This window comes from Desulfobulbus sp., from assembly GCF_031547805.1.
Taxonomy (GTDB): domain Bacteria; phylum Desulfobacterota; class Desulfobulbia; order Desulfobulbales; family Desulfobulbaceae; genus Desulfobulbus.
The window spans coordinates 147,757-161,594 of record NZ_JAVBRQ010000028.1; the positions used below are offsets into that span (position 1 = coordinate 147,757).

Sequence of the window (13,838 nt, forward strand, 5' to 3'; positions counted from 1 at the left end):
CTCCGGTTATTCGGCGGATTCCGGTTTCATTTGCGGGAAAAGGATGACGTCGCGGATCGAGGGCGAATCGGTCAGCAGCATGACCAGCCGGTCGATGCCGATGCCCTCTCCCGCGGCCGACGGCATGCCGTACTCCAGGGCGCGGACATAGTCGCGGTCGAGCACCGGGTGGATTTCGTCGTCCTCGCCGCGCTCGTCGATCTGCTTCTGGAACCGGTGCAGCTGGTCGATGGGGTCGTTGAGCTCGGAAAAGGCGTTGGCGATCTCCCGGCCGGTGATGAACAGCTCGAAGCGGTCGGTGATAGTGGGGTCTTGCTCGTTGCGCCGGGCCAGGGGGGAAACCTCGGTGGGATAGGAAGTGATGAAGGTCGGGTCGATCAGCCGCTCCTCGACCAGCAGTTCGAACAGCTCGGTCTTGGCCTTGCCGGGGCCGGCGCCGGGTTGCAGCTCGATGCCCTTGGCCTTGACCAGCGCCATGACCGCGGCATCGTCCCTGAGCACGGCCCGCTCGATGCCGGCGATCTGTTCCAATGCCTCTTCCATGGTCAGGCGCCGCCACGGCGGGGCCAGGTTGACCGGGGTTCCCTGGTAGGCAATGTCCATGGAGCCCGTCACCTCGTGGGCCAGCCAGGAGACCATCTCCTCGGTGAGGTCCATCAGGTCGTGGTAGGTGGCGTAGGCCTGGTAGAACTCGAGCATGGTGAATTCCGGATTGTGGCGGGTGGAAAGGCCCTCGTTGCGAAAGTTGCGATTGATCTCGAACACCTTCTCGAAGCCGCCCACCAGCAGCCGCTTGAGGTACAGCTCCGGGGCGATGCGGAGGTAGAGATCCATGTCCAGAGCGTTGTGGTGGGTGCGGAACGGCTTGGCCGTGGCGCCGCCGGGCACGGGCTGCATCATGGGGGTCTCGACCTCCATGAAGCCGCGGTTGTTGAGGAATTCGCGGATCAGGCGGATGATCTCCACCCGCTTCCGGAACACCTCCCGGGCCTCGGGGTTGACGATCAGGTCCAGGTAGCGCTGCCGGTAGCGGGTCTCGACATCGGTCAGGCCGTGGAACTTCTCCGGCAGGGGCCGCAGCGACTTGGTGATCATCTGCATGGCGGCCGCCTCCAGCGACAGCTCGCCGGTCTTGGTCTTGAACAGGGAGCCCTCGATCCCGACGATGTCGCCCACATCCCATTTCTTGAACAGGCTGAACTGCTCCTCGCCCAGCAGGTCGCGGCGGGCATAGACCTGGATGCGGCCGTCGGTGTCCTGGAGGTGGAAAAAGGCGGCTTTGCCGAACTTGCGCATCGACATCACCCGGCCGGCGATCCGGAAGACCGCGCCGGACTCGTCGTGGCCTTCGGCCTCCAGATTTTCGCCCAGGGGGAGGATGTCGACGATGGCGGTGGGATTCTTGAAGGTGTTGCTGAACAGTTTGATTCCGGCCTCGGCCAGGGATTCGGCCTTTTCCCGCCGTTGCTTGAGAAGGTTGCTCGTCGTTTCCATCGGGTAGTTTGCAAGAAGGATTGTCGGTGGCGCCCGGCCGAGGTGCGGCAGGATCGTCAGGGGTATGGGAGAAACAAGCGCTTGGCTTGAGGAATCCGGCAAAATATCCCGCCGGATTGCCGATGTCAAATCCTTTCCAAAAGGGCTATGGATTCGATGTGATGGGTCTGGGGAAACATGTCGACCGGGATGAGGCGGGTCACTTGGTACCCGTGGGCAACGATCTGGGCAAGATCGCGGGCAAGGGTGGCAGGATCGCAGGAAATGGAAAGGATATTCGATGGTTGTAAGAGAGGTAGCAGGGGCGCGGCCTTGCCCGCTCCCTGGCGGGGCGGGTCGAGAAGGACGGTGTCGAACCGGGCGCCGGTATCGATAAGGGCCTGCAGGTGCCGCTCGACCTCGTCGGCGATAAAGCGGGTGGACTCCAGGCCGGAGGCCTGGGCGTTGGCCCGCGCCCAGTGAATGCTGGCGCGGTTTTGTTCGACCCCGGTCACCTCCAGGCCGGCCAGGGCCAGGGGGATGGAAAAATTGCCCATGCCGCAGTAAAGATCGAGGGCGGCGGCCTGGGCCGGCAAGGGCAGGAGTTCGAGCACCTTTGCGACCAATTGGGCGTTCTGGCGGCTGTTGACCTGGAAAAAGCAGCGGTGGTCCCAGCACAGGCGATAGCCGGGGCCGCCAGGGGTGAAATCCTGGCCGAAGACGGCCGAGGCCGAGGCGGAGCCGGGCGGGCCGCCGGTCAGGAGCACCGCGTCGGCCAGGGACCGCAGTGCCTCGAGCAAGCGGGGGACCTGCCGCAGGCGCTGGCGGGGACGGGGGGTGAGCACCATTGCCACGGTGGCGTCCGCCGGACTGTGGATCAGTTCGATGGCCGCGATCTCGGCGGCCAGCCGTGCGGGCCAACCGTCCTCGACCAGGGCGGCGAGCACCCGGTTGACCGGCTCGGCCGCCAGCAGGCACCGGTCGATCGGCACCACCGTGTTGCTGGCGTGCTCGTGGAAGCCCAGGCGGCCCGACCGGTCGAGGTGTAGCCGCAGGCGGGAACGGTAGCCCCGGGCCAGGGGCGAGGGCAGGGTGGAATGGTCCGGCGGCGCCTCCAGGCGGACCCGGGCCAGGGATTCGTGCAGGATGAGCCGCTTGAGTTCCAATTGCGCCGGATAGGCGGCATGCTGCAAATCGCAGCCGCCGCAGCGGCCGTAGTAGGGGCAGGGGGGCTCGACCCGGTCCGGCGAGGCCTCGAGAATCCGGACCAGGTGTGCCTCCAGGTAGCCGCGATGGCTTTTGCGCTCCCGGACCGCCACGGTTTCGCCGGGCAGGGTCGCCGGTACCATCGCCACCATGCCGTCGGACAGTGTCCCCAGCCCTTTACCCCCGGCAATGACCTTTTTTATGGTCAACGTATGTTCCATTTGCGCATACTAACAGTTTGATGTTACTCTGATCAACCTGAGATTTGCATCTTATGGCTGCGAGCTGGAAGCCCGGAAAACGCCGGGTGGGACAAGGGACAGCCGGACAGACAGATGAGCAAGGGGGAAGGAGACGGTGCCCATCCAGGCAAAGGCAAAAGTGTTGATTGTGGACGATGAGCGGGTGCATCGTTTCATGCTGCGGTCGATGTTCGCCGAATGGGGCTGGGACACGACCGAGGCGGACGACGGTACCACCGCCGTGGCCGCCGTCGAGCAAGGGCCCTTCGACGCCATCCTCATGGATGTCCGCATGACCACCATGGACGGGATGGAGGCCCTGCAGAGAATCCACGCCATCAATCCCGCCATTCCGGTGGTGATCATGACCGCCTTTTCCTCGGTGGATTCCGCGGTGGCGGCAATCAAGCAGGGCGCGCACGACTATCTGACCAAGCCGCTCGATTTCGACCGCCTGCGCACCACCCTCGAGGTGGCCATGGGCCACCGCCAGCGGGATGCCGACAGCCACGACATCGGCCAGCCGTTCGGCAACGACGGCCGCATCATCGGCAAGTCGGCCCCGATGCAGGAGTTGTGGGAGATGATCGTCCATGTGGCCCCCACCGAGGCCACGGTGCTGATCAACGGCGAGTAGGCTACCGGCAAGGAACTGGTGGCCGCGGCCCTGCATCACAAGAGCCTGCGCGCCAAGGGGCCCCTGGTCAAGGTCAACTGCGCGGCCCTGGCCGAAACCCTGCTGGAATCCGAGCTGTTCGGCCATGAGCGCGGGGCTTTCACCGGTGCCGACCGCCGCCGCGAGGGCCGATTCGTCCAGGCCCAGGGCGGCACGCTCTTTCTCGACGAGATCGGCGAAACCTCGCCGGGCATGCAGGCCAAGCTGCTGCGGGTGCTGCAAGAACACGAACTGCAGCGGGTCGGTGGCCAGGAGACCATCAAGGTGGATGTCCGCATTCTCTGCGCCACCAACCGCGACCTGGAGGAAGAGGTGGCGGCGGGCCGCTTCCGCGAAGACCTCTACTACCGTCTCAACGTGGTCGAGCTATGGGTGCCGCCCCTGCGGGAGCGACAGGGCGACACCCCGCTGCTGGCCAACTATTTTTTTCGCAATTTTGCCGAGAAGAACGGCCGGCAGGTTTGCGGCATCACCCCGGAGTGTATGGATGTGCTCAACCGCTACCCCTGGCCGGGCAATGTCCGCGAACTGGAACACTCGATCGAGCGCGGCGTGATCCTGATGCGTGGCGACTACCTCGATATCGGAGCCCTGCCGCAGGCCATCCAGCGCTGGGCCGGGGTCAACGCCCCCAAGGAGGTGGAGGAGCCGTCCACCCTGAAGGAGGCGGAGAAAATGCTGATCCTCAAAACCCTGGAAGAAACCGGCGGCAACCGCAGCGAGGCAGCCCGGCGGCTGCAGATCACCCGCAAGACCCTCCTGAACAAGTTGAAAAGCTACAATATCAACTGAGCCTGCAAAATGCAGTGGCTGCTGCTGTCCGGCCTGCAAGATGGTTGCATTTTTGTAAGTGCTTCTTTATATAGTTCGGAATGTTGATTCCGGACCCGTTGTTCTCCCACCTGTATGCCGATCAGAATGTGAACCGATCCATCCTTCTGCTACGGACCTGCTACGCCGTCAGCCGGGTTTTGATCCGGGAGCGGGACATGTCGGCGCTGCTGCAAGGCATTTGCGACCAGTTCGTCGGCGCGGGCGTCTATCGCGCGGCCTTGCTGGTTTTGCTCGATCGAACATCGGACGGCATGGTCACCGCCGAAGCGGGGTTCGGCGATCGTACCGCCCCGATCATGGCCGCCCTGCGGGAGGGCAAGCTGCCGCCCTGCGGTGCCCGGGTCCTGAAGGGCGACCCGAAAAACGTTTTCGTCTGCACGGGCGAGACCTGCACACTCTGCGCCTCAACGGATCTTCAGGCCTTTTCGGGGGCCTTCTGCGCTCCCTTTCGCTGCAACTCCAAACTGTCCGGATTTCTGCTCCTCATGCTGCCGTCCGGGAACAAGCCGGTTGCCGACGAGTCGGCAACCGTCGCCGAACTGACCGGCGCCATCGCCCATGCCCTGCGGCAACTCTTTTCGTTCGAGGAGGTCAAGTTCAGGGAGCGGCAACTCGAGGAGGCGGAGGAACGGTACGAATTGGCCTTGCGCGCTTCCCAGGCCGGTCTCTGGGACTGGAACATCAAGACGGGCGAAATGTATACCAGCCCGGACCAATGGGAGTTGCTCGATTACCGCGCCGGCGACGCCGCCGAGGGGAAAACCCGGCGTTCCATTCATCCCGAGGACCGGGAGCGGGTGCTGACCGTGCTCAACCAGCATCTCACCGGCGTCACCGAGGAATACCGGATCGAATACCGGGTGATGGAGCCGGAGGGCAAGACCTCCTGGTTTCTTGACCGCGGCCGGGTGATGGAGCGGGACGAAAACAACATGCCGGTGCGCATGACGGGCACCCACCAGGACATCACCCTGCACAAGCGGCAGGAACAGGCCCTGGCCGCGGTGCAGCGGCAGCTGCACGAGGCCATGGATGTGGAGCGCAATTTCCTCCAGACCGTGATCGACAGCGCCGGCGATCCGGTGATGGTCATCGATCTCGACTGCACCCTGCTGTTGATCAACCAGGCGGCGGCCCGGTTGGTGCGGGGCAACGGCGGGATCGCCAGCCTGGTGGGCAGGAAGTGCCACCAGCTGTTCTGCGGCGCCGACACCCCCTGCGACGATCCGGATTTTCCCTGCCCGGTCCGGGCGGTGACCGAGTTACGGCGGCCAACCAAGGTCCTGCACCATTCCTTCCACGGTAACGGCATCCACAACACCTTCGAACTCGAGGTTTCGCCGCTCAAGGATGGCGAGGGCAAGCTGTACGGCATCATCGAAGTGGCGCGGGACGTCACCGACCGGCTGCGGATCGAACAGGAGTTGCGCGACAGCCAGTCGCGCCTCTACCGGCTGGCGCACCACGACACCCTCACCGGCCTGCCCAACCGGCTGCTTTTCCGGGACCGGCTGACCCAGGCGCTCAACAAGGCGGAGCGCAACCGGACCAAGGTCGCCGTTCTTTTCCTCGATCTCGACAAGTTCAAGGTCATCAACGACACCCTGGGGCACGATGTGGGCGACGACCTACTGATCGAGGTCGCGGCGCGCCTGCAGCGCCAGTGCCGCCAGTCGGACACCGTTGCCCGGCTGGGTGGCGACGAGTTCGTCTTTGTCCTTGAGGCGGTGAACAGCCGGGAGGACGCGGCCGTGGTCGCCGAGAAGATCATGGCGGCCCTGACCGCGCCCGTCTGCGTCAACGGCCACGAACTGCCGATTGCCGCCAGCGTCGGCATCGCCCTGTATCCCGAGGATTCGCTCGAGTTGGAGGGCATGATCAAGTGCGCCGATGTCGCCTTGTACGCGGCCAAGGAGAGCGGGCGGCGCAAGTTCCAGTTCTACCGGCGCGACATGACTCAGCAGGGCCGGCGGCCGCAACTGGACGAACGGCAGTTTTCGGAAGTACTGGCCTCGGACGGCCTGCGTTTGGACTATCTACCCCAGTTTGCAGTGGCGGACGGACGGGTGGCCGGGCTCAAGGCGTGTCTTTCATGGAATCATCCGGAGATGGGGCTGCTGCAGCCAGGGGATTTTTTGCCCGCGGCCGACGAGTGCGGCATGCTGGCCGGGGTCAGCCGATGGCTGTTGGTAAAGGTGGGGCGTGATCTGCGCGCCTGGCGCGGCCTGGGACTGGACTGCGTGCCGGTGACCGTTCCCCTGGCCTCGTGCCAATTGCTGCACCCCGAGTGCCTCCCCGAATTCGAGCGGATTCTGGCCGATACGGCCCTGCCCGCCGAGTCGTTGGTCGTCGAGGTCAAGGAACGGCCGCTGGCCCAGGCCACCGGCTGGACCCAGGAATTGCTGAAACGGATGCGGGGTCTGGGCCTGCAGTTGGGAGTGGACGGTTGCGGAATCGAGCACTGCCCGCTGCCCAGCCTGCGGCAACTCCGAATCGGCCGGATAACCGTCCCCGCCGACCTGCTCGCCGCCCTGGCCGACGAGGGTGGAAACGGCGATCTGGCCGCGGCGGTCATCGCCTTGGGGCACGCCGTGGGACTGACCGTGTTGGCCGACGGCGTCCGGCACGAGCGGCAGCTCGCGTTTCTCCGGGCCCATGGCTGCGATTTGTTCCAGGGACCGCTTCGTTCGCCGCCGCTCACTGCCCGGCAAACCGCCGACCTGCTGCGCTTTTCGGCAAAGGGTGGTTGACGCCACCCTTCTTCCTGTGGTAAAAACCCACCTTGTTCCCCCGGGGGGGAACGGTAATCGCTCTGAACAACCGCGACGACAGGCGCGGGGTGAGGGGCACCGGTTTCCCGCCCGTATCAAATCAATCTCAAATCAAACGAATCCTGGCCGGTAACTCGGTATGCGTACGGATATTTTACACATTGGTGCGGGCGAGCTGAATTACGAGATCCGCAATATTGTCGGTGTCGGCGAAAAACTTCAGAAGATGGGCGTCCAGGTCAACTGGGAGAATATCGGCGACCCGATCGCCAAGGGCGAACAGGTGCCGGACTGGATGAAGGATATCGTGGCCGAGGCGGTCCACGAGGACGCCACCTACGGCTACAGCCCGACCAAGGGGCTGCTGGCGGCCAGGGAATACGTGGCCGCCAGCACCAATAGCCTCGGCGGAGCCCAGATCGACGCAGACGACGTCATTTTCTTCAACGGCCTGGGCGACGCGATTTCAAAGGTGTACGGCTTCCTCAAGCCCACCGCCCGGGTCATCGTGCCCACCCCGAGCTACACCACCCACAGCTCGGCCGAGGCGGCCCACGCCAGCGACCAGCCGGTGACCTACATCCTCGACCCCAACCATCTCTGGTATCCGGACCTCGAGGACATCGAGAACCACATCAAGTACAATCCGGCGGTTGCCGGCATCCTGGTGATCAACCCCGACAACCCGACCGGGGCGGTCTATCCGGCCGACGTCATGCGGGCCATCGTCGAGATCTGCGAGAAAAACGACCTGTTCATCATCTGCGACGAGATCTACCAGAACATGACCTACAACGGCACGGTTTCGGCGCCGTTGTGCACGGTGATCGGCAACAAGGTGCCGGCGATCTGCATGCGCGGCATCTCCAAGGAAATGCCGTGGCCGGGAAGCCGCTGCGGCTGGATCGAGGTGTACAACCGCCGCCGCGATCCCATGTTCGCCACCTACGTCCAGTCGATCCTCAACGCCAAGATGCTCGAGGTGTGCTCGACCACCCTGCCGCAGGCCGTCCTGCCCCGGATCAAGCAGCATCCCCAATACAAGGAGCATCTGCAAAGCCGGATCAAACGCTATGAGCGCTATTCCAACCTGGCCTACGACACCTTGAAAAACGTCAAGGGACTTTTGGTCAACCGCAGCAACGGCGCCTTCTACATGAGCGCGGTCTTCGAGGAGGGGGTGCTCAACCATCAGCAGACCCTGCCCATCGCGAACGACGAGGTCCGCGAAACCGTGGAACAGCTGGTTTCCGGCTCGAACATCCAGCCCGACAAGCGGTTTGTCTATTATCTCTTGGCCGCGACCGGCATCTGCGTGGTGCCGCTGTCCTCCTTTGCCACCGAGCTCCATGGGTTCCGCGTTACCCTGCTGGAGAAAAACGAGGAGGATTTTATCGAGATTTTCAACACCATCGCCAGCGGCATCCGCCAGTATGTCGCTTCGAGCCCGACCAGCCCCCAACACCACTGATTCCCCTGTCTTCCCAGTACCCGCAGCCCTGGCCGCCGAATGGCGACCAGGGCTTTTTTTTGAATGCCTCCCCCTGTTTCCCCCTGTTATTCTTCATTTTTATCGCGCCGTTTTCCCCTCGTAACCCTCGTCGCCTTCCCTTGACACTGGATTTTGCCATACTTATTGTTCGCACCAGATTTGACCGGCCCGGACGGGCCTAAAGAATACTGAGACGGAAATTATTGGGACAAGGAGAGGAGAGGTGGCAGAAGAAGCGAAAGAACAGGAGGTCGGCAAACAGGACGAGACCGATGCGGTCGAGAATCCGGAGGAGGCGGTGATCGTTGAAGAGGCGGCGATGGACCGGGAATGCGAAACCGAGACCCTGCAACGGGAATTGGCGGATGCCCGCGACCAGATGATGCGGATCGCCGCGGAATTCGACAATTTCAAGAAGCGGGCGGAACGCGAGAGAGGCAAGTTGCTCAAATATGCCGGTGAAAACATTCTCCGCGATCTGCTGACCACCGTGGACAATCTCGATCGGGCCATCGAGCAGGGAGGGGCTGCCGCCGAAGATGAAGGCAAGAAATTGCAGGCCATGGTGCAAGGCGTGGAACTGACCCGCAAGGGATTGGTCGCCACCTTGGAGCGGTTCGGCGTGGAACCCCTGGAGGCGGTCGGATTGCCTTTCAACCCCGACGAGCACGATGCCCTGACCATGGAGGCCAGCGCCGATGTGGCTGCCAACCATGTGCTGCGCGAGTTTCTCCGCGGGTACCGTTTCAAGGACAGGATCTTGCGGCACGCCCAGGTGGTGGTGTCCAGCGGTCCGGAAAAATCGGCTTGACACGGTCTGATTTTAGAACACTGTAGAATAAAAGAACCAAATATTTTTAGAACGATTGATCAGGCCGCATGGCCGGGGATAAGGACAGGAGGACAGGAGATAGGGATTATGGGGAAAATAATTGGAATTGATTTGGGGACCACCAACTCGTGCGTGGCCATCATGGAAGGCGGTGACCCCAAGGTCATTGAAAACAGCGAGGGGAACCGGACCACACCGTCGATCGTGGCCTTTTCCGACAGCGGCGAACGACTGGTCGGCCAGATTGCCAAGCGGCAGGCGGTCACCAATCCCACTCGCACCTTGTTTGCCATCAAGCGGCTGATCGGCCGGAAATTCAGCGACCCGGAAGTGAAGAAGTCGATCGGCGTCAGCCCGTTCGCCATTGTCGAGGGCCCTGGCGGCGATGCGGTGGTGGAGGTGGGCGGCAAGAATTATACCGCCGCCGAGATTTCGGCCATGATTTTGGGCAAGATGAAGCAGACCGCCGAGGAGTACCTGGGCGAACCGGTCACCGACGCGGTGGTCACCGTGCCCGCCTATTTCAACGATGCCCAACGTCAGGCCACCAAGGACGCGGGCAAGATCGCCGGCCTCAACGTGCAGCGGATCATCAACGAGCCGACCGCCGCTTCCCTTGCCTACGGCCTGGACAAGAAAGGCGAGGAGAAGATCGCGGTATTCGACCTTGGCGGTGGCACCTTCGATGTTTCCATCCTCGAGATCGGAGACGGGGTGTTCGAGGTCAAGTCGACCAACGGCGACACCTTCCTCGGCGGCGAGGATTTCGACATGCGCATCGTCAACTGGCTGGCGGACGAGTTCAAGCGCGACCAAGGCGTTGACCTGCGCAACGACAAGATGGCCTTGCAGCGACTGAAGGAAGAGGCGGAGAAGGCCAAGAAGGAGTTGTCGTCCGCCATGGAGACCGACATCAACCTGCCCTTCATCACCGCCGACGCATCCGGGCCGAAACATCTCAACATGAAGTTGAGCCGGGCCAAGCTCGAGGCCCTGGTGGAAGACCTGATCGATCGTTGCGAGGGACCCTGCCGCACCGCACTCAAGGATGCCGGCATGAACCCGTCCGAGATCGACGAGGTCATCCTGGTCGGCGGCATGACTCGCATGCCCAAGGTCCAGGAAAAGGTCAAGGCCATCTTCGGCAAGGATCCCCACAAGGGGGTCAACCCCGACGAGGTGGTGGCCATTGGCGCGGCAATCCAGGGCGGCGTGCTCAAGGGCGACGTCAAGGACGTGCTTTTGCTCGACGTTACCCCGCTTTCTCTGGGGATCGAGACCCTGGGCGGGGTCATGACCAAGCTGATCGAGAAGAACACCACCGTGCCCACCAAGAAAAGCCAGGTCTTTTCCACCGCGGCCGACAATCAGCCGGCGGTTTCCATCCACGTGCTCCAGGGCGAGCGCGAGATGGCGGCCAACAACAAGACCATCGGCCGTTTCGAGCTGGCCGATATTCCTCCGGCGCCGCGCGGCGTGCCGCAGATCGAGGTCACCTTCGACCTCGACGCCAACGGCATCCTCCATGTTTCCGCCAAAGACCTGGGCACCGGCAAGGAGCAGTCGATCCGGATCACCGCTTCCTCCGGCTTGTCCGAGGCCGAGATCGACCGGATGAAGAAAGATGCCGAACTCCATGCCGAGGAAGACAAAAAGCGCAAGGAGCTGGTTGAGGCCAAGAACAACGCCGACTCCATGATCCACATGACCACCAAAAGCCTCAACGAGTTGGGCGACAAGGTGGATGCCGAAACCAAGAGCAATGTGGAACGGGAGATCGAGAACCTCAAGAAGGCCATGGAGACGGAAGATCTCCAGACCATCAAGAGTGCCACCGAGGCCTTGACCCAGGCTTCGCACAAGCTGGCCGAGTTGATGTATGCCCAGGCCAAAAACCAGGGCGGCGGTCCTGCCGGCGATGCCGGTGCCGGAGCCGGCGGCGCGGCCGGAGGAGCGGCGGGCGGCAAACGCAAGGATGACGACGACGTGGTCGACGCCGACTTCGAGGAAGTGAAGTGATTTCGATTTGAATCAATTATTGATAATAGCGAATCCGCAGTAAACAACTGATTTACTGCGGATTTTTTTTTGTCTATTTTTGTCATATAGTTGTACCACATATTTGTACCGGAATTTATTGCATCGTCTTTCAAAAATCTCTTTTTCATTTTGCTGGAGCAAAGAGTTTGTCACCGTTCTTCTGTCTATCGGAGCAACGCCCATGAAAAATGTAGTCATTATTTTCGGGGGAAAATCCGCCGAACATGAAGTTTCGTTAAAATCAGCCACTAATATTTTTAATACCATTGACAGGACGATTTTTCGACCTGTTTTAGTTGGGATTGATAAAAATGGCAATTGGAACTACAGCGAACATTATCAGAAAAAAGAGAGTATAGATTTAGTGAATAACGATTTTTTCTCCGAATCTGTGAATGTATACATATCCAATTTTGCAAAACAGGCTGAAATCATAAATAAAGCTACCCATGTGGTTTCGGATTGTATTGATATTGCTTTTCCTATTATTCATGGGACATTCGGTGAAGACGGAACATTGCAAGGGTTTCTTAAAACAATGAACATTCCGTTTGTCGGCTGTGATATATTGGCTTCGTCTGTCGGAATGGACAAAGAAGTAACCAAACGATTGCTGAGAGATGCAAATATTCCGATCTCAAAATTTTATACGCTATATAGGCATTTGCCTAGCCAATTTTCATTTGAAGAAGTTGTATCCAAATTGAAACTTCCTCTTTTTATCAAGCCTGCCAATGCAGGTTCATCAGTCGGAGTGAGTAAAGTTACCAATAAGGATGAATATGAAACTGCACTATCGGAAGCCTTTAAATTTGACAATAAGATTCTGATAGAAGAAGCGATTATCGGCAAAGAAGTTGAATGCGCTATTTTGGGAAACGAACAGGTCAAAGCATCCGTAGTCGGAGAAATAGTTCCTACAAAAGATTTTTATTCGTATGATGCTAAATATATCAGTTCGGACGGAGCAAAGTTGAAAATTCCTGCCGACATAGATGAAGTAACATCCGAGCAAATTCGGGAGTATGCAATAAAGGGATTCAAAACCATTTGTGGCGAAGGCATGGCAAGAGTTGACTTTTTCTTGCGACCTGATAACGCCTTTGTATTAAATGAAATCAATACATTGCCCGGTTTTACGGAAATCAGCATGTATCCCAAGTTGTGGGAATACACAGGGATTCCTTATAAGGACTTGATAACGGAATTAATAAACCTTGCATTGCAAAAGCACAAAAAGGATTCGAAGTTACTAAAAAAAATATAAACCGTCGGGAAAGGATATAAAAAGTAGGAAAATATGAAGCGATCAATAGAACTTAAGAGTTTGGGTGCTGAGCATCAGGGTGAGGTAATGAATATTCTCAATTATTATGTTGAGAATTCTTTTGCAGCTTATCCTGAAAAAAAATTACCAGATGCTTTTTATGGCAATCTGCTGGAAATGACAAAAGGCTATCCTGCGTATGTCGTCAAAATTGATGGCAAAGTGATAGGATTTAGTTTTCTTCGAGCATATAATCCAGTCGCATTTAACGAAAGTGCTGAAATTACTTGTTTTATTGACAAGGATTATTCAGGGAAAGGGATAGGAAAAATAATATTGAACAAGATAGAAGAAAGCGGTAAAAATAAAGGTATTTGCAATATTTTAGCAAGTATTAGTTCGCAGAATGCATCCAGTCTGAAGTTTTATGAAAAAAATGGATTTGTTGAATGTGGAAGATTTCCAGAAATAGGGAAAAAGTTTGGGAAAAAGGTTGATGTAGTCTATATGATAAAAAAAATAAATCATATATCAAATAATTGAAAAATTATTTCTCATAAATGCTTACAATTAACTTTCAGCCTGCTTTCATGCGTGGCGAAGGCCTGGTTTTCAGCTTTTGTCACCCACATCACCTTTCGGAATCTGTGGACAGTGAAACGCGCCTAACTCGCCCGAAAAGAACTTGACGGCAAGTTAGGGTGTTTATTCTATACTCTCTCAAGTTTCTGAGTTGCATCAACTAACTGTTATTATGTTTGTACTGCGGGCTAACCTTTTCCCCGTTTGCAGGATATCAACGGCAAAGTCCATGACTGTATCAACAAGGGCCAGCACTGCACCTTCGGTGATGAGGCCAGCAGCTCTGACTTTATCCAGGGCGAGGCTGAGCAGCCGTTGCATGGCTTCGGCCAGGTTCAAATCCTGCTGCTCTTCACTGCAGGCGTAAAAGAGCGAGCCAAGGGTACGGGGATCGTCATGACAGCGTTGCTCGAAAGCCAGAAA

General features: G+C 58.9%; 8 protein-coding genes and 2 pseudogenes. 7 read left to right on the forward strand and 3 right to left on the reverse strand.

Annotation, left to right across the window (positions count from 1 at the left end):
- Positions 1 to 6: 6 nt before the first annotated feature.
- A complete protein-coding gene (gene lysS, locus RMR13_RS10030; RefSeq protein WP_310600491.1) occupies positions 7 to 1,494 on the reverse strand; it encodes a lysine--tRNA ligase in 1,488 nt (495 codons plus the stop codon).
- 125 nt (positions 1,495 to 1,619) lie between these two features.
- Positions 1,620 to 2,888 carry a class I SAM-dependent RNA methyltransferase gene (locus tag RMR13_RS10035; protein WP_310600492.1) on the reverse strand — a complete coding sequence of 423 codons (1,269 nt, stop codon included), beginning with the start codon at positions 2,886 to 2,888 and terminating at the stop codon, positions 1,620 to 1,622.
- 208 nt (positions 2,889 to 3,096) lie between these two features.
- Between RMR13_RS10035 and RMR13_RS15395 the strand changes: the two are divergent.
- From RMR13_RS15395 to RMR13_RS10075, 7 genes and pseudogenes are all read left to right on the forward strand, one after another.
- A pseudogene (locus tag RMR13_RS15395) lies at positions 3,097 to 4,389 on the forward strand (sigma-54-dependent transcriptional regulator).
- A 128-nt stretch (positions 4,390 to 4,517) separates the two neighbouring features.
- On the forward strand, positions 4,518 to 7,181 hold the full coding sequence (locus RMR13_RS10050; RefSeq protein WP_310600494.1) for a diguanylate cyclase domain-containing protein: 2,664 nt from the start codon (positions 4,518 to 4,520) through the stop codon (positions 7,179 to 7,181).
- A gap of 160 nt (positions 7,182 to 7,341) precedes the next feature.
- The gene (locus RMR13_RS10055) at positions 7,342 to 8,673 is read left to right on the forward strand and encodes a pyridoxal phosphate-dependent aminotransferase (RefSeq protein WP_310600495.1); all 1,332 of its coding nucleotides are present in this window, start codon (positions 7,342 to 7,344) and stop codon (positions 8,671 to 8,673) included.
- A gap of 244 nt (positions 8,674 to 8,917) precedes the next feature.
- Complete coding sequence (locus RMR13_RS10060) at positions 8,918 to 9,505, forward strand: nucleotide exchange factor GrpE (protein ID WP_310600496.1); 588 nt, start codon at positions 8,918 to 8,920, stop codon at positions 9,503 to 9,505.
- 108 nt (positions 9,506 to 9,613) lie between these two features.
- Complete coding sequence (gene dnaK / locus RMR13_RS10065; protein WP_310600497.1) at positions 9,614 to 11,545, forward strand: molecular chaperone DnaK; 1,932 nt, start codon at positions 9,614 to 9,616, stop codon at positions 11,543 to 11,545.
- A gap of 202 nt (positions 11,546 to 11,747) precedes the next feature.
- Positions 11,748 to 12,833: a D-alanine--D-alanine ligase gene (gene ddlA / locus RMR13_RS10070; RefSeq protein WP_310600498.1), complete on the forward strand. Its 1,086-nt coding sequence runs from the start codon at positions 11,748 to 11,750 to the stop codon at positions 12,831 to 12,833.
- A gap of 33 nt (positions 12,834 to 12,866) precedes the next feature.
- Entirely contained in the window at positions 12,867 to 13,376 is a 510-nt protein-coding gene (locus RMR13_RS10075) for an N-acetyltransferase family protein (protein WP_310600499.1), read from the forward strand.
- Between the two features lie 195 nt (positions 13,377 to 13,571).
- Here RMR13_RS10075 and RMR13_RS10080 read toward each other — a convergent pair.
- Positions 13,572 to 13,838 (reverse strand): annotated as a pseudogene (locus RMR13_RS10080) (IS4 family transposase); the annotation flags it as partial.